Origin of the sequence: Stenotrophomonas sp. (genome assembly GCF_032061965.1) — a bacterium.
In the GTDB taxonomy this organism is placed as follows: Bacteria; Pseudomonadota; Gammaproteobacteria; order Xanthomonadales; family Xanthomonadaceae; genus Stenotrophomonas.
In genome coordinates this window covers 234947-254242 of the sequence record NZ_DAMBEF010000001.1, presented here as the reverse complement: position 1 = coordinate 254242, position 19296 = coordinate 234947, and the positions used below count along the sequence as shown (strand labels likewise).

The window sequence follows — 19296 nt, the reverse complement described above, 5'->3', positions numbered from 1 at the left end:
ATCTTCATTGCATCGCTCGATAAGGCGCGGGCGGATGGCGCTGGGGGCAATCAGGGTTTGGCCTGATCTCTGTAGCGATGCTACAAGTACGCCCCGATATCTAAAAATTAAATGTAATGGTGAGACCCAGTGGAAAATCAAATGGGGTGCACTACGAGCTGGATCTGTTGCGGGCCCTGGTGACGGTTGCCGATTGCGGCAGTTTCACCGTGGCCGCGGCGCGGCTGCATTCCACCCAGTCCACGGTCAGCCAGAAGCTGCGGCGTCTTGAAGACCTTGCGGGGCATCGCCTGCTCGATCGCGGCGTACGTGATGTGCGGCCCACCGACATCGGTGAAACCGTGCTGGGTTATGCGAGGCGCATGTTGGCCCTGAACGAGCAGCTCGGAGAGCTGCTGTCAGGCGAGGGTGTGGCGACGGTGATACGCCTGGGCGTGCCGGAAGACTTCGCGGCCGGGCGTACCACCGGCATGCTGGCCGAGTTCAGTCGCACCCATCCGCAGGTCAAACTGGAGGTCAGCAGCGGCCTGAGCCGGGCCCTGACCGAGGCGTATGACCGGGGCGAGCTGGACGTGATCCTGGTCAAGCAGCGCCGCGGCAGCCGTGAGGCGGTGGCCTGCTGGCCGGAACCCATGTGCTGGGTGGACAGCATCAGCACGCCATCGCTGCGGCTCAATCCGGTGCCGCTGGTGGCGTTTCCGCCGCGCGGCATGTATCGCGAGGACATGATCGACGCCATCGAAGCGCTGGGGCGTCGCTGGCGTATCAGTTTCACCAGCTCCAGCCTGGGCGGCATCCAGTCGGCGGTGGCTGATGGTCTGGGTATCAGCCTGCTGCCGGCGCGAGCGGTGACGGCAGGGCACAAGGTGTTGGGACAGGAGAGTGGCTTGCCGCCGATAGAGGGCGTTGAACTTGCGCTGCTGCACCGTGCCGCGTTGGATCCGCAAACCAGGGCACTGGCTGGCCTGCTGACAGGGATGCTGGAGCAGGAAGCGCGGTAAGCCCGGGAGGGCTCAGAACAGATCTTCGACCGGCGTATCCAGCAACTCTTTGGCGCCGTGGGTGAAGCGGCGCAGGCTGGAGATGCCCAGGTCGCGGATCAGCGAATGCGTGGTGTGGCTCAGCGCCGAATTGTAGATGTCCTGTGGTGCCACGTTCTTGCCGTGGACACCGGGCATCAGGTCGATGCCGGCGGCGGCGTAGCAGTGCTGCACCATCGCCGAGCAGTACAACGCGCCTTCCTTGGACAGCAGGTTGCTGCGCCGGCGCAGGCGGGTGCTGTGCATGGCGAACAGGGTGCCGACCAGTTCGCTGAGCGAGTAGCTGGACAGGCCCGACAGCAGGTCCAATGCAGCGATCTGAACTTTGTGGGTTTGCCCGGCATCCAGGCCGAAATCGAGGATGGCCAGGTTCGGGAAGGCCTCGTCGTCGAAATAGCGGTCGGCGCGGTTTTCCTGTGCGCCCAGGCGCAGCTGCCGGTTGCGCAGGTCCAGATCCGATTCCAGCACCCACCAGTGTCCATCCAGGCGTCGTTCGCTGAACAGGAAGGCATGCGACCACAGGCTGCGGTGGCCGTCCTGGGTCAGCGGTGCCTGTGCCTTGCGGATGGCCTTGCCGACCCAGTCGTCGGTGCCGCATAGGCCGATCCGGCCGGGAGCGGCATGCTTTTGGATCAGCTCGGCGTTGCGGCTAGACATGGAATGGCGGCCAAGGAAGCGGGTTCCACAATAATAGTGGCCAGCAGGCGTGTTGCCGCTGGCCACTGACGATCATTCCGGATCGTAATCGAGGTTGGAGGCCAACCAGCGTTCGACCTGGGCGCGGTCCACGCCTTTGCGCCTGGCGTAGTCGTTGACCTGCTCGCGCGACACGCGGCCCACCACGAAGTACTGGCTCTGCGGGTGGCTGAAGTAATAGCCGGAGACCGCGGCGGTGGGCAGCATGGCAAAGCTTTCGGTCAGTGACATGCCGATGCCCTCGGCGCCGAGCAGTTCGAACAGGGCCTGCTTCTCGCTGTGCTCAGGGCAGGCCGGGTAGCCCGGGGCAGGGCGGATGCCGCTGTACTTCTCGGCGATCAGCGCCTCGTTGTCGAGTTGTTCGTCGCTGGCGTAACCCCAGAATTCGGTCCGCACGCGCTGGTGCAGGCGCTCGGCCATGGCTTCGGCCAGGCGGTCGGCAAGGGCCTTGAGCAGGATGGCGTTGTAGTCGTCGTGGTCGGCTTCATAACGCGCGACGTGTGCGTCGATGCCGATGCCGGCGGTGACTGCGAACGCGCCGATCCAGTCCTGCTTGCCGCTGTCTGCCGGGGCGATGAAGTCGGCCAGGCAGAAGTCCGGGCGTTCGGCAGGCTTGTCGACCTGCTGGCGCAGGAAGTGGAGGGTGTGCTGTTGATCCAGCCCCTCTCCCTGCGGGAGAGGGGTTGGGGTGAGGGTGCTTGGCACAAGCGAAGAAGCTGAGAGCTTGCCCTCATCCGCCCTTCGGGCACCTTCTCCCGCAGGCGGGAGAAGGGAAGAAGCGGCACGGTCTCCCGCAGGTGGGAGAAGGGAAATCTGCACGTCATCTCCCACGCTGTTTGCCGGCCACAAGCCGAGCACCGCCCGCGCCGTCAGCCACTTCTCGTCCACGATGCGCTTGAGCATCGCCTGCGCATCGGCAAACAGATCGTTGGCCTGCGCACCCACGATCTCGTCGGTGAGGATCGCCGGGTACTTGCCGGCCAGTTCCCAGGCCTGGAAGAACGGCGTCCAGTCGATGACGGGCAGCAGATCTTCCAGCGGGTAGTCGTCGAATACATGTACGCCGGGCTGGTTCGGCGTTGGCGGCGTGTATTGGCTCCAGTCGCAGCTGAAGCGCTGGCCGCGCGCATGTTCCAGCGAGACCAGGCGTTTGGCGTCGCCACGGTTGCGGTGGCGTTGGCGGATGTCGGCGTAATCGGCATCGTTCGCGGCGACGAAGCTTTCGCGCAGATCGCGGGAGATCAGCGACTGCGCAACACCCACCGCACGCGATGCGTCCTTCACCCAGACCGTCGGCGCGCTGTAAAACGGATCGATCTTCAGTGCGGTGTGCGCACGCGAGGTGGTCGCGCCGCCGATCATCAGCGGCAACTCGAAACCCTGCCGCTGCATTTCCTTGGCGACGTGGCTCATTTCCTCCAGCGAGGGCGTGATCAGTCCGGACAGGCCAATGATGTCGGCGTTCTCGGCACGGGCGGCGTCCAGGATCTTTTGCGCCGGCACCATCACGCCCAGGTCGACCACTTCAAAGTTGTTGCAGGCAAGCACCACGCCGACGATGTTCTTGCCGATGTCATGCACGTCACCCTTGACCGTGGCCATGATGATCTTGCCGTTGGACTTGCCGACTTCGCCCGTGCGTGCCTTTTCCGCTTCGATGAAGGGCAGCAGGTAGGCCACGGCCTTCTTCATCACGCGGGCGGATTTGACCACCTGCGGCAGGAACATCTTGCCCGCACCGAATAGATCGCCGACCACGTTCATGCCGTCCATCAGCGGGCCTTCGATCACGTCCAGCGGGCGGCTGGACTGCTGCCGCGCCTCTTCGGTGTCTTCCTCGACCCAGGCGTCCAGGCCCTGTACCAGAGCATGGGCCAGTCGGTCGCGCACCGGGCGTTCGCGCCAGGCCAGGTCTTCAACCTTCTTCTCGCCCTTCTTGCCCTTGTAGCGCTCGGCGATTTCCAGCAAGCGCTCGGTGCCGTCGCTGCGGCGGTTGAGGATCACGTCCTCGACGCGCTCGCGCAGTTCCGGGTCGAGCTGGTCATAGATCGGCATGGCGCCGGCGTTGACGATGCCCATGTCCATGCCGGCCTTGATGGCGTGGTACAGGAACACCGAGTGGATCGCCTGGCGCACGGTTTCATTGCCGCGGAACGAGAACGACACGTTCGACACGCCGCCGGATACATGGCAATGCGGCAGGGTGCGCTTGATGATGCGGGTGGCTTCGATGAAGTCCACCGCGTAGTTGTCGTGTTCCTCGATGCCGGTGGCAACGGCAAAGATGTTGGGGTCGAAGATGATGTCTTCCGGGGGGAAGCCGACTTCTTCGGTGAGGATGCGATAGGCGCGCGTGCAGATCTCGACCTTGCGCTCGCAGGTGTCGGCCTGGCCCACTTCATCGAAGGCCATCACCACCGCAGCGGCGCCATAGCGGCGCACCAGCCGGGCGTGTTCGATGAAGGCGTCCTCGCCTTCCTTCAGCGAGATCGAGTTGACTACGCTCTTGCCCTGCAGGCACTTCAGGCCAGCTTCGATCACGCTCCACTTGGACGAGTCGACCATCACCGGGATGCGGGCGATATCCGGCTCGGACATGATCAGGTTGAGGAAGCGCGTCATCGCTTTCTCGGAGTCGATCAGGCCTTCGTCCATGTTGACGTCAAGGATCTGCGCCCCGCTGGCCACCTGCTGGCGTGCAACGTCGACGGCTTCTTCGTAGCGCTCTTCCTTGATCAGCTTGCGGAACTGCGCGCTGCCGGTGACATTGGTGCGCTCGCCGACGTTGATGAACAACAGGTCGGGGGTGATGACCAGCGGTTCCAGGCCGGACAGACGGGTGTAGTGGGTTGCAGTGTCGTTGCTCATTACCAGACCTTGAAAACCTGTCCATTGGCGATGCCGTCGATGCTGCGCTGGTAAGCCAGTGCAGCCCGGGCGGCGGAGACCGGTTCAAAGCCGGGGAAAAAGTCGCCATAGGCGTCCAGCGCTTCAGTCAGCACGCTGGGGCTTACGGCATTGATGCGCAGGCCGCGCGGCAGTTCGAGTGCGGCAGCGCGAACGAAGCCTTCAATGGCCGCGTTGACGCTGGTGGCGTTGGCGCCCTGCGCGATCGGCTGCTCGGTGAGGATGCCGGTGGTCAAGGTGATGCTGCCGCCATCGCGAAGGTGGTGCTGGCCCAACAAGGCCAGCCGCACCTGGCCGAGCAGCTTGTCCTGCAGCCCTTGATTGAATTGCGCGGGACTCATTTGGGTCAGTGGACCGAAGTGGACGTTGCCGGTGGTGGCGACGATGCCATCAAGCGGGCCAACGGCCTGCAGCAGCGCGGCCACGCTGTCATCGCTGGCCAGGTCGACGCGGTGCATCGGGTCCGAGCGCGAGGCGGTGATGACGTGATGCTGTTGCCGCAGATGCTCCGCAACAGCGGTGCCCAGCGTGCCGCCGGCACCTACCAGCAGGATGGTTTTCATCGTGAGGTCCTCATGCAGCCTTGTCGGCCGCCTGCGGCAGGGCGCGAGGTGGCAGGTCGGCGACCGCCTCGGCGATGGCGCGGATGTGATCGGGCGAGGTGCCACAGCAGCCGCCGACCAGGTTCAACAGCCCCGACTGGGCAAATTCCTTCAAGGTCCTTGCCATTTCTTCCGGGGTTTCGTCGTACTCGCCAAAGGCATTGGGCAGGCCGGCATTCGGATGCGCGCTGACATAGCCGGTGGACACCTGGGACAGCGTTTCCACATGCGGGCGCATGTCGGTGGCGCCGAGCGCGCAGTTGAAACCGATCGACAGCGGTTGGCCGTGCGAGACCGAGGCATAGAAAGCCTCAGCGGTCTGCCCGGACAGGGTGCGACCTGAGGCATCGGTGATGGTGCCGGAGATCATGATCGGCAGGCGCCCACCGCGCGCATCAAACACTTCCTCGATCGCGAACAGTGCGGCCTTGGCGTTGAGCGTGTCGAAGATGGTTTCCACCATCAGCGTGTCGGCACCGCCATCGATCAGGCCATCGATGGCTTCGCGATAGGTGGCGCGAAGTTCATCGAAGCTGGTGTTGCGGAAGCCGGGGTCATTGACGTCCGGGCTGATTGACGCGGTACGGCTGGTGGGGCCGAGCACGCCGATCACGAAGCGCGGCTTGTCCGGGGTGGTGGCTTCGATGGCGTCGCAGCATTCGCGCGCGACCCGCGCGCCGGCCTTGTTCAACTCATACACCAGATGTTCGAGGTGATAGTCGGCCTGGCTGACCGAGGTGGCGTTGAAGGTATTGGTTTCGATCAGGTCGGCACCGGCTTGCAGGTACGCGGTGTGGATGCCGGCGATTACCTCGGGCCGGCTCAGCAGGAGCAGGTCGTTGTTGCCCTTCAGGTCATGCTCGCAGCCGGGGCCGTGGACGTGCTGGCTGTCGAAACCGCCGGCAAAGCGCTCACCCCGGTAGTCGCCTTCTTCCAGGCGATGACGCTGGATCATCGTGCCCATCGCGCCATCGATGATCAGGATGCGCTGGGCCAGGGCATCCAACAACTTGCGGACGCGTTCGGGGTGGAGCCAGGGGAGGGCTTGCATAGGGCGGGCCGGTTGGAGTGCGTCAGGGTTGGTGCGCGATGAGCGAGATCACTTCGAAGTGCGGCGGGCGCTTTTCGCGGGTCACGGTTTCCAGGCTGGAGACCTGCAGGCCTGCCTTTTCCACGAACTTGCGCAGTTCCTTGCCGGTGAAGCCCAGGTTGACGTGGCCATAGGCTTCGACCGCGACCTTGTGTTCATGGCGGGCCAGGCTGCACAGCATCAGCCGCCCTTCCGGGCGCAGTACGCGCGCGCATTCGGCAACCGCTTTGGCCGGCTGGCTGGAATAGGTGAGCGCATGCATCAGCACCACCAGATCAAAGCTGCCGTCAGCGAAAGGCAGCTTGTGCATGTCGCCTTCCAGCACCTCTACATTGGGCAACTTGCGCAGGCGCTCGCTGGCGGCGGCGACCACGCGGGCGCTGGTGTCGATGCAGACATAGCGTTGCGCGTGCGGAGCCAGCAACTCGGCCAGCACGCCGTCGCCGGAAGCGATGTCCAGCACATCACCGGTTTCCAGCAGCGGCAGGGCGCTGCGCGCCATGGCTTCCCAGGTACGGCCCGGTGAGTAGTGGCGTTCCATGTCGCCAGCCACGCTGTCAGCCCAGTTCTGGTCGGCAGCGCGCATGGCCAGTACGGCGGGCACGCGCTCGGCATCCTGGCGCAACAGCGGGTCGTCGCTGCCACTGCTCAGTGCGTGCCACAATGTGCGCTGGGCAGGATCCAATGCGGCTTCGTCAAAGCGGTAATACGCCGAGACACCGGCACGGCGGTCACGCACCAGGCCGGCTTCCTTGAGCCGCGCCAAGTGGGTGGACACGCGTGGCTGGGCCAGCGTGGTGATGGCCGACAGCTCGGCCACCGTCAATTCTTCCTGTTCAAGCAGCGTCAGCAGGCGCACCCGCGTCGCATCGGCGAACACTTTCAGACGGGTTGACCAGTCTTCCAGATCCATAAATATCTACCTATCGCGATATAGAGATATTTTCGCCGTACCGGCTGTTTTGGTCAAGTTGGGACATAGGCTGAATGGGGTTGCGATGGTTACAATCGCAACTTGATCAAACCCTGGGAGGGGTGTTGTGGATTTCAGTTATTCCGACGAGCAGCTGATGCTGCAGGATGTCGCGCGTCGCATCGCCAAGGAAAAAATCGCGCCCAGCGCGGAACACTTCGACGCCACTGGCGAGTACCCCTTGGAAAACATCCGCCTATTGGGCGAAAACGGCTTGATGGGCATCGAGGTGCCGGTGGAATACGGCGGCTCGGGTATGGATCCGATTTCCAGCGTGCTGGCCATCATCGAAGTCTCGGCGGCCGATGCGGCCCATGCCACCATCATGTCGGTCAACAATTCGCTGTTCTGCAACGCGGTGCTGGGGTACGGCACGGAAGCGCAGAAGCAGACCTATGTGCGGGCGATTGCCGAGGGCAGCGAGATTGGTGCGTTCGCGCTGACCGAATCCCAGTCAGGTTCCGACGCTACGGCGATGCGTTGTCGTGCAGTCAAGCAGGCTGACGGGTCGTTCGTGATCAACGGCCAGAAGAGCTGGATCACCTCCGGTCCGGTGGCGCGTTACATCGTACTGTTTGCGATGACCGACCCTGGCAAGGGTTCACGCGGCATTACCGCTTTCATGATCGACACGCAGAAGCCGGGCTTTGGCCGCGGCAAGACCGAGCCCAAGCTTGGGGTGCGTGCGTCGGCCACCTGCGAGATCGAGTTCCAGGACTACGTGGCTGCTGCCGAGGATATGATCGGCAACGAAGGCGAGGGCTTCAAGATTGCGATGAGCCTGTTGGATTCCGGGCGCATTGGTATTGCATCGCAGGCGGTGGGTATTGCCCGTGCTGCCTACGAGGCGTCGTTGGAGTATGTGAAGGAGCGCAAGTCGTTTGGTGCGCCGATCGGCAGCTTCCAGATGATCCAGGCCAAGATCGCCGACATGAAGTGCAAGCTGGACGCAGCGATGCTGTTGACCCTGCGCGCGGCCTGGACCAAGTCGCAGGGCAAGCGTTTTTCAACCGAGGCCGCGGTAGCCAAGTTGACCGCTTCGGAGGCGGCGATGTGGATTGCCCACCAGGCGGTGCAGATCCACGGCGGCATGGGCTATTCCAAGGAAATGCCGCTGGAGCGCTATTTCCGTGATGCCAAGATCACCGAGATCTATGAAGGTACGTCGGAGATCCAGCGCCTGGTGATTGCGCGCAACGAGACTGGGGTGCGCTGAGGGGTTTTGCCTTCGGCCAACTTTCCCCCTCTCCCCAACCCCTCTCCCGCGAGGGGAGAGGGGCTTTAAAGCTGCAGTTGCAATGTATGTCTGCACTCGCGGGGCCGTAGCCCCTCTCCCCTCGCGGGAGAGGGGTTGGGGAGAGGGGCAGGCCCAAGCAAACAAAAAAAAGCCCCGGCAATGCCGGGGCTTTTCGCATCAGCGGTCGTCCTGCACCGCTCGAACCTTGTGCTGTTCGATGTACTCCTTGGACTGTTCGTCCAACTTGTCACCCAGCATGCGTCGCACGCTGACAAAGAACAGCGGGATCAGCAACACGCCGATGACCGTGGCAAACAACATGCCGCCGATCACACCGGTACCCAGCGAGTGACGTGCATTGGCGCCAGCGCCGGTGGAAATCGCCATCGGCAGCACACCGAGGATGAACGCGAACGAGGTCATCAGAATCGGACGGAAACGCAGATGTGCCGCTTCGATGGTCGCCTCGCGCAGGGTCTTGCCAGCCGCACGCTGCTCGACCGCGAACTCCACGATCAGGATCGCGTTCTTCGCCGCCAGGCCAATCACCGTCACCATGCCGATCTTGAAGTACAGATCGTTGGGCAGGCCGCGCAGCAGCGAGAACACCACCGCACCGAGGATGCCGATCGGCACCACCAGCAGCACCGACACCGGGATCGACCAGCTTTCGTACAGTGCGGCAAGGCACAGGAACACCACCACGATCGACAGCACCATCAGCAGGGTTGCCGCGTTGCCGGCCAGGATTTCCTGGTAGGACATGCCCGACCAGTCATAGCCGAAGCCGACCGGCAGGTCGTCATGCACCAGCTTTTCCATCGTGTTCATCGCCAGGCCCGAGCTGCTGCCCGGTGCCGGTGCGCCCACGATGTTGACCGCCGAGTAGCCGTTGTAGCGGTTCAATGCCGGCGGGGCATAGATCCACTCCGACTTGACCACCGCGCTGAGCGGGATCATCGCCGGCTGGCCGGTGGCGTCCTTGCTCAGCGAGCTCGGCACGAAGTAGCTGTTGAGCGATTCCGGGCCGGTGCGGTAGGCGGCGTCGGCCTGCATGTTGACGCGCTTGATGCGGCCGCCATAGAAGAAGTCGTTGACGTAGACCGGCGCCAGCATCATCTGGATGGCGGTATAGACGTCATTGACCGACACGCCCATCGCCTGCGCCTGCACGCGGTCCACCTTGAGCTGCAGCTGCGGTGAGTTCTCCAGCGTGTTGGGGCGTACGCCCACCAGGGCCGTGTCCTGCGACGCCGCACCCAACAAGGTGTTGCGGGCATTCATCAAGGCTTCCTGGCCAGCACCGGTACGGTCCTGCAGCCACATGTCGAAACCGCCGAACTGGCCCAGGCCCTGCACGGTCGGCAGGTTGACGAAGAAGATCTGCGCGTCCTTGATGCCGTAAGCCTTCTTGTTCATCTTCTGGATGAACTCTGGCGCGGTCTCCTTGCGGTCGTCCCAGTCCTTCAGGCGGACGAAGGCCATGCCTACGTTTTCACCGGCACCGAGGAAGCTGAAGCCGGTGATCTGCATCAGGCCTTCAAATGCTTCTTCCTCCTGCAGGCTGCCCAGCAACTGGTCGAACACGGCGCTGGTGCGGGTCTTGGTAGCACCCGGTGGCAACTGCACGATGGCCAGCGCATAGCCCTGGTCTTCTTCCGGCAGGAAGCTGCCCGGCAGGCGGGTGAACAGGAAGCCGCACAGCACCAGCAACAGCGCGAACACCATCAACCAGCGCGGGGCATGCTTGATGACGCCGCCCACGGTGCCGACATAGCTCTTTTCCAGCTTGCCGTAGTACTTGTTGAAGGTACGGTAGACCCAGTTCGGGTTGTCGTTGTGGGTGGGCTTCAGGAACGCGGCGCAAAGTGCCGGGGTGAAGGTCAGTGCCAGCAGGGCGGAGAAACCCATCGCCATGGCGATGGTCAGCGCGAACTGCTTGTAGATCTCACCCGATGCGCCCGGCTGCAGTGCCGACGGGATGAATACCGCCGCCAGCACCACGGTGATGGCCACCACTGCGCCGGTGATCTGGCTCATGGCTTTCTGCGTGGCCGGCTTCGGATCGAGCTTCTCCTCGCTCATGATGCGTTCGACGTTTTCGATGACGACGATGGCGTCATCGACCACGATGCCGATTGCCAGCACCATCGCAAACAGGGTCAGCTGGTTGATGGTGAAGCCGATCGCCAGCATGCCCATGAAGGTGCCGAGCAGGGCCACCGGGATGACCAGGGTCGGGATGATCGTCGCGCGGAAGTTCTGCAGGAAGATCAACATCACCAGGAAGACCAGGATGATGGCCTCGACCAGGGTGTGGATCACTTCCTCGATCGAGATGGTGACGAAGGTGGTGCTGTCGTACGGGGTGAACCAGCTCACGCCAGGCGGGAAGCTCGGTGCCAGTTCGTCCATCTTGGCGCGCACGGCCTCGGACACGTCCAGGGCGTTGGCACCAGGCAGCAGCTGGATGGCGAATACCGCCACCGGCTTGCCGTTGTACTTGGTATCAAAGCCGTAGTTGGACGCACCGAAGGACACGGTGGCCACGTCCTTGAGCTTGACCACGCTGCCGTCGCTATTGGCCCGCAGAATGGTGTTCTCGAACTCTTCCGGGCTGCTGTAACGGCCTTCGGCGGCCACGGTAGCAGTGAAGGCCTGGCCGTTCGGGGCCGGGTCGCCGCCCACCGAGCCTGCGGCGAACTGCAGGTTCTGGGTACCGATGGCGTTGTACACGTCGGTCGCTGACAGGTGGTAACCCTGCAGCTTTTCCGGGTTCAGCCATACGCGCATGGCGTATTCGGAACCGAACTGCTGGGTGCTGCCGACGCCCGGAACACGCGAAATCTGCTCCAGCACGCGCGCGCCGACGATGTCGTTCAGTGCATCACGGTCAACGCTGCCGTCATCCGAGCGCACGCCCACCGCCATCAGGAAGCCGGCGTTGGCCTTGGCCACCACCACGCCCTGCTTGGTTACTTCCGAAGGCAGGCGAGGGGTCGCCAGCGACACCTTGTTCTGCACCTGCACCTGGGCGATGTCGGGGTCGGTGCCGCTATCGAAGGTCAGGGTGATGGTGACGCGGCCGGTGGATGCCGACGACGAACTGAAGTACATCAGATTGTCGATGCCGGTCAGCTGCTGCTCGATCACCTGGGTGACCGATTTTTCCGCGGTGGACGCACTGGCGCCGGGATAGTTGGCGGTGACGGTCACCTGCGGTGGCGCCACGCTGGGGTAGGACTCAATGCCGAGGTTGAGGATCGAGATCACGCCGCCAAGCGAGATCAGGATGGCCACCACCCACGCGAATACCGGGTGTTCGATGAAAAATTTAGGCATGACGGGGTCCCGTTATTCCTTCTTCGCCGGCGCTGCCGCCGGGGCGGCGGCCGCAGGCTTGGCGGCGTCCGGCTGCCACGGCTTCGGGTTGGCCGGTGCGCCTTCCTTGACCTTCTGCACGCCAGAGACGATGACCTTGTCGCCAGCCTGCAGGCCCGAGGAGATCAGCCAGTTGCCACCCTGCTGGTTGTCCAGGGTGACGGCCTTGCGTGCGACCTTGCCGTCGCTGCCGACAACCAGCACGTAGCCGCCCTGGGTGTCGCGCTGCACGGCCTGCTGCGGGACCAGGAAGGCGTTGTGGCGCTCACCCAGGTTGGCCTTGAAGCTGACAAACGAGCCCGGCAGCAGAATGTGGTCCGGGTTGGGCAGCTGCGCACGCAGCGACACCGTGCCGGTGGCCGGGTCGACCGTGGTCGAGGAGAAGTCCAGCGTGCCTTCCTGGTTGTACGGCGTGCCGTCCGGCAGGTGGACCTGCACCGTGGTCTTGCCGTCGCCGGCCAGCGCAACCGCACCCTTGTCCTGCGCGGCGCGCAGCGAGCTCAGCTCTTCAGCCGTCATCGAGAAGTTCACGTACAGCGGGTCGATCTGGTCCACGGTGGTCAGCAGGGTGGTCTCGCCCTGGCCAACCAAGGCACCTTCGGTGACCTGCTGCTTGCCGGTCTGGCCCGAGATGGGCGCGGTGACACGGGCGTAACCCAGATTGATGCGGGCAGTGGTGACGGCGGCCTGGGCCTGCTGCACGGCGGCAGCGGCAGAGCGCTCGGCGGCCTCGGCGTTGTCCAGATCGGACTTGGACACATAACTCTGCGGTGCCAGCGAACGTGCACGGGTCGCGGTGGCGCGGGCGTTGGTATAGCTGGCGCGGGCCGAGGCGAGTGCGGCTTCAGCCGAGGCCAGCGAGGCCTGCAGCGGTGCCGGATCGATCAGGAACAGCACCTGGCCTTCCTTGACCGTGCTGCCTTCTTCGTACACGCGCTTCTGCAGCACGCCGGCCACGCGGGCGCGGACGTCGGCAGAGCGGAACGGCGACAGGCGACCGACCAGCTCGCGCTGCAGCGGCAGGGTCTGCGGCTTGGCCTCGACAACGCCCACTTCCGGCGGCGGCGGAGCGGCCTGTTCCTGGGGCTTCTTGCATGCGGTAAGGGTCAATGTCGCGGCGCAGGCCAGAGCGAAGAGACGGAGTGAGGCGGTCATCAGGAGAAACTCCGGGTGTTGTTTTTATCTGTGGATGCGTGGGGTGCTTGCGGGGAGGCAAAAGCACGCAAAAAGCCGTCGACGGCAAACTCGGCCCAGCGCCGACGCTGCTCGGCGTCGTCACGGTGGGGCGCGTGGAAGCGCTGACGTTCAAAGTCCTGGCCGGCAATCATGCTTATTAACAGCTCGGCCATGAAATGCGGGTCGTCATGGTTGAGTCGACCCCGCGAGATCTCGGTCTGCATCCATTCAGCTACGTGATTGCGCAAGGCTTCGCCACTGGCGGTGTACATGAAGCGCGCTTCGTCGCGGAATTCGTGGGCGCTGGCACCGATGACCTGGGAGGTGCGCCGCGCGTGCGGGCGGTTGCGCTGTTCCAGGTACTGCGTGGCGAAGTCCAGCAGGATGGTACGCAGGCTTTGTTGCGGGCAGGTGGTGAGGCCGGCGGTGGCCGCGCTCACATGCAGTTGCATTGCCTGGCTCAACAGCTCGCGCTTGCAGCCATAGCGGCTGTACAGCGTCTGCTTGGAGCAGCCGGCGCGTGCGGCAACCGCATCCATGCTCAGGCGCATGCCTTGGGTTGCCAGCAGCTCGCGCACGGCTTCGAACACGCGTTCGTCACGATCGTCGCGAACAGCGATGGGGGGGGTGGGGGTGGACATAAGCGGTGGACTATACCGTCCAGTTTAGAATTCCTGCAACGTAATTTTGCTTTCACTGTGCCGAGAGGGACCGAGATTCAGGTGGCAGACATCGAATCATCCTGCGCGCTCCTTACAAACCGAGGGCACACGGCACGGATTTGGTTTTTTTCCGCGGGATTAATGCGGCCCTGCAGCAAGGTTCTTTTGGTTGCCGGCGATACAATCGCGGTTTCTCCAACCGAGCAACACCCAAAGCTCTGCCATGAAATCGCAAAACAGTGCTGCCAAGTCCGTAAAGACGAAATCCAAACCGGCCGTGAAGCAGAACATCGCCGCAGCCGGCCTCTCGCTAGAGCCGGTATTTGCAGCCTTGCGGAAGCGTTATCCCGCTGCAGCCGCGCAGGCGCAGGCAGTGGCATTTGCTACGGCGTTCTACAAGCGCATGGAGGCCGACGAGTTCAAGCTGCACTCGGCCGACGATTGGGCGGTGCTTGCCGCCGGCATGCTCGAGTTCGCCCGTACCCGCAAGCCGGGCAAGGCCAATGTGCGCGTGTTCAATCCGACGCTCAAGGCCGACGGTTGGGAGTCGGCACACACGGTGCTGCAGATCGTCAACGACGACATGCCGTTCCTGGTGGACACGGTCACCCTGGCGTTGACCGAGCAGGGCATCGGCGTGCATGTGCTGGGCCACCCGGTGATCAGCGTTGCCCGTGACAAGGCCGGCAAGCTCAGCGGCGTGGGCGAGGGCAAGCTGGAATCGGTGATGCTGCTGGAGATCGATCGCCAGCCGGCCGACGCGCTGGAGGCAGTTGCCAAGCGCGTCACCGCCGCACTGGACGACGTGCGCGCCATCGTCAATGACTGGCAGCCGATGACCGACAAGGCATTGGCGCTGGCCGACGACCTGGGCAAGCGCACCTTGCCGGTGACCAAGGAATCGCGCGCCGAGGCGCAGGAGTTCCTGCGTTGGGCCGCCGACAACCATTTCACCTTCTTCGGCTACCGCGAATACAAGGTCGAGAAGAAGGGCAAGGAAGAAGTGCTGGTCGCGCAGAACGGCACCGGCCTGGGCCTGATGCGCGGCAAGGACACCATGGTCGCGCGCCCGGTCAAGGGCCTGGCGGCGGAAGGCCTGAATGCCACCAGCAGCCTGCATGACGCGCTGATCCTGACCAAGACCAATGCCCGCTCGCATATCCACCGCGGCGGCTACATGGACTACATCGGCGTGCTGGAATTCGACGCCAAGGGCAAGATCATCGGCGAGCAGCGCTTCCTTGGCCTGTTCACCTCCAGCGCCTACAACCGCCGCCCGTGGGAAATTCCGCTGGTGCGCCAGCGCTATGAGAACGTGATGGCGCGTTCGGGTCTGAGCCTGTCCAGCCATAGCGGCAAGGCGCTGCGCCATATCCTGGAATCGCTGCCGCGCGAGGAGCTGTTCCAGTCCAGCGAGGACGAATTGTTCCGCACCGCCATGGGCGTGCTGGGCCTGCAGGAGCGTGTGCGCAGCCGCCTGTTCCTGCGCCGCGACAAGTTCAGTCGCTTCATCTCGGCACTGGTGTTCCTGCCGCGCGAGCGCTTCAACACCGACGTGCGCCTGCGCGTTGAAAGCATGCTCAAGGACGCCTTGCAGGGCGAATACGTTGATTCCAGCGTGGTGCTGGGCGACTCGCCGCTGGCCCAGGTGCACCTGATCGTGCGCCCGAAGGCCGGGCAGAGCCTTGAGCTGGACATCGAGGGCCTGGAGAAGCGCTTGGCCCACGTGCTGCGCAACTGGCAGGACGATCTGCGCGAAGCGCTGGTCAGCAGCCATGGCGAAGGCGAAGGCCTGCGTATCGCTTCGCGTATCGGCAAGGCGCTGCCGGCCGGTTATATCGAAGACTCCAGTGCCGAGATTGCTGCCGCCGACGTGGCGCAGCTCGACGCGCTGACCGGTCCGGACGATCTGCGCCTGAGCCTGCAGGCCACCCGTCGCGATGGTAGCGACGGCCTGCGCCTGAAGCTGTACCGCCAGCTGGAAGACATTCCGCTGTCCGACGTGCTGCCGATGATGGAGAACATGGGCCTGCGCGTGATCGCCGAGCGCCCGTACAAGCTGATGGTCGATGACGCACCGGTGTACGTGCAGGACTTCGAGGTTGAATCCACCATCGGTGCGATCGACCCGGCCAGCGCCAATGCCGCCTTCAGCGATGCCTTCGCCCGCGTGTGGCATGGCGATGCCGAGAACGACGGTTTCAACCGACTGGTGCTTGGCTCCGGCCTGGATTGGCGCCAGGTGTCGATGCTGCGTGGCTATTGCAAGTACCTGCTGCAGATCGGTGTGCCGTTCTCGCAGGCCTATGTGGAAGGCACCTTCAACCGATATCCGCTGCTGGCCCGCCTGATCGTCGAGCTGTTCGAAGCCCGCTTCGAGCCGACCCCGTCGGCCGACAAGGCCGTGCTGGACGCGCAGTTGGCCCAGTTCAAGCAGCTGGCCGGTGATGATGCCGCCACCCTCAAGCTGCTCGACGGCGTGGTCAAGGCCCGCAAGAGCGACCGTGCTGCGCGCATGGCAGTGGTACACGAGGTGTTGATCAAGCTGCTGGACGGCGTCTCCAGCCTGGACGAAGACCGCATCCTGCGCAGCTTCATCGGCGTGATCGAAGCTACCCTGCGTACCAGCTACTACATGGTGCGCAAGGATGGCGTGCGTGCCGACGGGGGCCCGGCCGACTACATCAGCTTCAAGTTCGACGCCGCCAAGGTGCCGGACCTGCCCAAGCCGCGCCCGTACCGCGAAATCTTCGTGTGTGGCCCGCGCGTGGAAGGTACCCACCTGCGTTTCGGCCCGGTGGCCCGTGGTGGCCTGCGCTGGTCGGACCGTCGCGAAGACTTCCGTACCGAGGTGCTGGGCCTGGTCAAGGCGCAGATGGTGAAGAACACCGTGATCGTGCCGGTCGGCTCCAAGGGCGGTTTCTTCGCCAAGCAGCTGCCCGACCCGTCGGTGGACCGTGATGCATGGTTCGCCGAAGGCGTGGCCTGCTACAAGCGCTTCATCAACGGCCTGCTCGACATCACCGACAACATCGTCAACAACAAGATCGTGCCGCCGCAGGGTGTGGTGCGTCATGACATGGACGATCCGTACCTGGTGGTGGCTGCCGACAAGGGCACGGCGACCTTCTCCGACACCGCCAACGGCATTGCCCGTGCGCACGGCTTCTGGCTGGATGACGCGTTCGCCTCCGGTGGTTCGGTGGGTTACGACCACAAGGGCATGGGTATCACCGCGCGCGGTGCGTGGGAGTCGGTCAAGCGCCACTTCCGTGCGCTGGGTCGTGACTGCCAGAAGCAGGACTTCACCGTGGTCGGTGTTGGCGACATGTCCGGCGACGTATTCGGCAACGGCATGTTGCTGTCCGAGCACATCCGCCTGGTCTGCGCCTTCGACCACCGCCACATTTTCCTCGACCCGAACCCGACGGCTGCCAGCTCGTTCAAGGAGCGCGCACGCATGTTCAAGGTGCCGCGTTCGAGCTGGGCCGATTACGACAGCAAGCTGATCAGCAAGGGCGGCGGCATTTATCCGCGTTCGCTCAAATCGATCGAGATCACCCCGGAAGTGCGTGAGGCACTGGGCATCGATGCCAGCATCAAGGCGATGAACCCGACCGACCTGATCAACGCCGCGCTGAAGGCACCGGTTGACCTGCTGTGGAACGGCGGCATCGGTACCTACGTCAAGTCGGCCAGCGAGACCAATGCCGATGTCGGCGACCGCGCCAACAACGCGTTGCGCGTCAACGGTGGCGAGCTGCGCTGCAAGATCGTGGGCGAGGGCGGCAACCTGGGCATGACCCAGCTGGGCCGCATCGAGGCCGCGCAGGTAGGGGTGCTGCTCAACACCGACTTCATCGACAACTCGGCCGGTGTGGATACCTCCGACCACGAAGTCAACATCAAGATCCTGCTCAACGACGTGGTGCGCGCCAAGAAGCTCACCGTGGACCAGCGCAACAAGCTGCTGGCCTCGATGACCGACGAAGTCGGCGAACTGGTGCTGATGGACAACTACCGTCAGAACCAGGCGCTGAGCCTGATGGAGCGGATGAGCAGCAAGCGTCTGGGTTCCAAGCAGCACTTCATCCGCACGCTGGAGAAGCAGGGCCTGCTGGATCGCCAGATCGAGTTCCTGCCGTCCGACGCCGAGCTGTCGGCACGCAAGCTGCGTGGCCAGGGCCTGACCCGTCCGGAACTGGCGGTGCTGCTGTCGTACTCCAAGATCGTCGCGTTCCAGCAGTTGCTGGAGTCGGACATCCCGGAAGACCCGTACCTGTCCAAGGAGCTGCTGCGCTACTTCCCGCTGCCGTTGCAGAAGAAGTACGCCGATGCGATGGAACGTCACCGCCTGAAGCGCGAAATCATCGCCACGGCCGTGACCAACCAGACCATCAACCGCATGGGTGCCACCTTCCTGATGCGCATGCAGGAAGACACCGGCCGTACCGTGGCCGAGGTCGCCAAGGCCTATACCATCAGCCGCGAAACCCTGGACGCGCGTGCGCTGTGGACGCAGATCGATGCCCTGGATGGCACCTTGCCAGAAGCGGTGCAGGTGGATGCTCTGGAAGTGATCTGGAAGCTGCAGCGTTCGTTCGTGCGGTGGCTTCTGACCCGTCCGGGCGCGATGCCGGGCATCACCGCGGCGGTGGACCGTTACCAGGGTCCGTTCAACGACATCCGCGTTGCTTCGGGCGTGCTGCCTGATTCGCAGCGTCCGGCCTATGAGGCCAGCGTTGTGGCATGGAAGGAGAAGGGCTTGCCGGCGGCATTGGCACAGCAGTTGTCCGAGCTGCAGTTCCTGGAGCCGGCGTTCGACATCATCGAACTGGCGCGTCCGCGCAAGCTCAAGCCGGTGGACGTATCCAAGGTCCACTTCCGCCTGGGCGAAGCCCTGCAGATGCCGTGGCTGTTCGAGCAGATCGACGCACTGGAGGTCAACGGCCGTTGGCATGCGGTTGCCCGTGGCGTGCTGCGCGACGAGCTGGCTGCGCATCAGCGTGTGCTGACCGGCCAGGTGCTGTCGATGCGCGGCACGACTGCCGAGGCCAAGGTGGCGGCATGGCTGGGTCGTGATGACAGTGGCCTGCGCTTCACGCTGGCGATGCTGGCCGAACTGGCCGAGCAGAAGACGCTGGATTACCCGACCGTTTCGGTTGCGGTGCAGCGCTTGGGCCAGCTGGCTGCGCACGGCGCTTAAAGCGTTAGGTTTTTGTTTCGGAGAACGGGTCCTTTTGGGCCCGTTCTTTTTTTTGGGTAAGTCAAAGGCTTGCCCTCACCCCAACCCCGCTCCGCGCCCCGGCCTTCGCTTGCGCAAAAGCGCTCTGAGAGCAGCGAACCAGTGGTTCGCAAGCTGCTATCAGCCGCCCCGGAGGGGAGAGGGGTTCAGTGCACTGCGAGCTCCAGCAATGCGTGCAGCTGCAGCTGTAGCCCCTCTCCCCTTGCGGGAGAGGGGTTGGGGAGAGGGGGAGCTTCTGGGCATTGCCGGGAACGCCTCTGCCGAGCATGGCTCGGCACTACAAGCAC

Annotated in this window: 11 protein-coding genes; 3 read left to right on the top strand and 8 right to left on the bottom strand. The window is 63.9% G+C overall.

Annotated features, from left to right (window positions below; all coding sequences use genetic code 11):
* Positions 1-146 precede the first annotated feature (146 nt).
* Positions 147-1001 (top strand): LysR substrate-binding domain-containing protein, encoded by an 855-nt coding sequence (locus RT460_RS00985; RefSeq protein WP_313316609.1) that lies wholly within the window; start codon positions 147-149, stop codon positions 999-1001.
* Positions 1002-1013: 12 nt separating this feature from the next.
* Here the strand turns inward: RT460_RS00985 and RT460_RS00980 are convergent, their stop codons facing one another.
* The 5 genes from RT460_RS00980 to RT460_RS00960 form a co-directional block, all read right to left on the bottom strand.
* Entirely contained in the window at positions 1014-1697 is a 684-nt protein-coding gene (locus RT460_RS00980) for a hypothetical protein (protein WP_313316608.1), read from the bottom strand.
* Positions 1698-1769: 72 nt separating this feature from the next.
* Positions 1770-4604: a methionine synthase gene (gene metH, locus RT460_RS00975; RefSeq protein ID WP_313316607.1), complete on the bottom strand. Its 2835-nt coding sequence runs from the start codon at positions 4602-4604 to the stop codon at positions 1770-1772.
* Complete coding sequence (locus RT460_RS00970) at positions 4604-5206, bottom strand: short chain dehydrogenase (protein ID WP_313316606.1); 603 nt, start codon at positions 5204-5206, stop codon at positions 4604-4606. Before RT460_RS00970 ends, metH begins: the two co-directional genes overlap by 1 nt.
* 10 nt (positions 5207-5216) lie before the next feature.
* Positions 5217-6296: a homocysteine S-methyltransferase family protein gene (locus tag RT460_RS00965; RefSeq protein WP_313316605.1), complete on the bottom strand. Its 1080-nt coding sequence runs from the start codon at positions 6294-6296 to the stop codon at positions 5217-5219.
* A gap of 22 nt (positions 6297-6318) precedes the next feature.
* A complete protein-coding gene (locus RT460_RS00960; RefSeq protein ID WP_313316604.1) occupies positions 6319-7248 on the bottom strand; it encodes a metalloregulator ArsR/SmtB family transcription factor in 930 nt (309 codons plus the stop codon).
* Positions 7249-7375: 127 nt separating this feature from the next.
* Here RT460_RS00960 and RT460_RS00955 point away from each other — a divergent pair, with 127 nt between their 5' ends.
* Positions 7376-8524 carry an acyl-CoA dehydrogenase family protein gene (locus RT460_RS00955; RefSeq protein ID WP_313316603.1) on the top strand — a complete coding sequence of 383 codons (1149 nt, stop codon included), beginning with the start codon at positions 7376-7378 and terminating at the stop codon, positions 8522-8524.
* Between the two features lie 198 nt (positions 8525-8722).
* On the opposite strand, the gene RT460_RS00950 is transcribed toward RT460_RS00955, so the two are convergent.
* The 3 genes from RT460_RS00950 to RT460_RS00940 are packed head-to-tail and all read right to left on the bottom strand — an operon-like array spanning position 8723 to position 13743.
* The gene (locus tag RT460_RS00950) at positions 8723-11887 is read right to left on the bottom strand and encodes an efflux RND transporter permease subunit (RefSeq protein ID WP_313316602.1); all 3165 of its coding nucleotides are present in this window, start codon (positions 11885-11887) and stop codon (positions 8723-8725) included.
* A 12-nt stretch (positions 11888-11899) separates the two neighbouring features.
* Positions 11900-13081, bottom strand: coding sequence for an efflux RND transporter periplasmic adaptor subunit (locus tag RT460_RS00945; protein ID WP_313316601.1), 1182 nt, complete (start codon positions 13079-13081; stop codon positions 11900-11902).
* Complete coding sequence (locus RT460_RS00940) at positions 13081-13743, bottom strand: TetR/AcrR family transcriptional regulator (RefSeq protein WP_313316600.1); 663 nt, start codon at positions 13741-13743, stop codon at positions 13081-13083. Before RT460_RS00940 ends, RT460_RS00945 begins: the two co-directional genes overlap by 1 nt.
* A 298-nt stretch (positions 13744-14041) precedes the next feature.
* On the opposite strand from RT460_RS00940, the gene RT460_RS00935 reads away from it, so the two are divergent.
* Positions 14042-18970, top strand: a complete 4929-nt coding sequence (locus RT460_RS00935; RefSeq protein WP_345785079.1) for an NAD-glutamate dehydrogenase domain-containing protein — start codon at positions 14042-14044, stop codon at positions 18968-18970.
* Positions 18971-19296: the final 326 nt, after the last annotated feature.

Coding starts and splice junctions, on each gene's coding strand:
- RT460_RS00980 (WP_313316608.1), bottom strand. CDS start 1,697: ATGTCTAGCCGCAACGCCGAGCTGATCCAAAAGCATGCCGCTCCCGGC.
- metH (WP_313316607.1), bottom strand. CDS start 4,604: ATGAGCAACGACACTGCAACCCACTACACCCGTCTGTCCGGCCTGGAA.
- RT460_RS00970 (WP_313316606.1), bottom strand. CDS start 5,206: ATGAAAACCATCCTGCTGGTAGGTGCCGGCGGCACGCTGGGCACCGCT.
- RT460_RS00965 (WP_313316605.1), bottom strand. CDS start 6,296: ATGCAAGCCCTCCCCTGGCTCCACCCCGAACGCGTCCGCAAGTTGTTG.
- RT460_RS00960 (WP_313316604.1), bottom strand. CDS start 7,248: ATGGATCTGGAAGACTGGTCAACCCGTCTGAAAGTGTTCGCCGATGCG.
- RT460_RS00950 (WP_313316602.1), bottom strand. CDS start 11,887: ATGCCTAAATTTTTCATCGAACACCCGGTATTCGCGTGGGTGGTGGCC.
- RT460_RS00945 (WP_313316601.1), bottom strand. CDS start 13,081: ATGACCGCCTCACTCCGTCTCTTCGCTCTGGCCTGCGCCGCGACATTG.
- RT460_RS00940 (WP_313316600.1), bottom strand. CDS start 13,743: ATGTCCACCCCCACCCCCCCCATCGCTGTTCGCGACGATCGTGACGAA.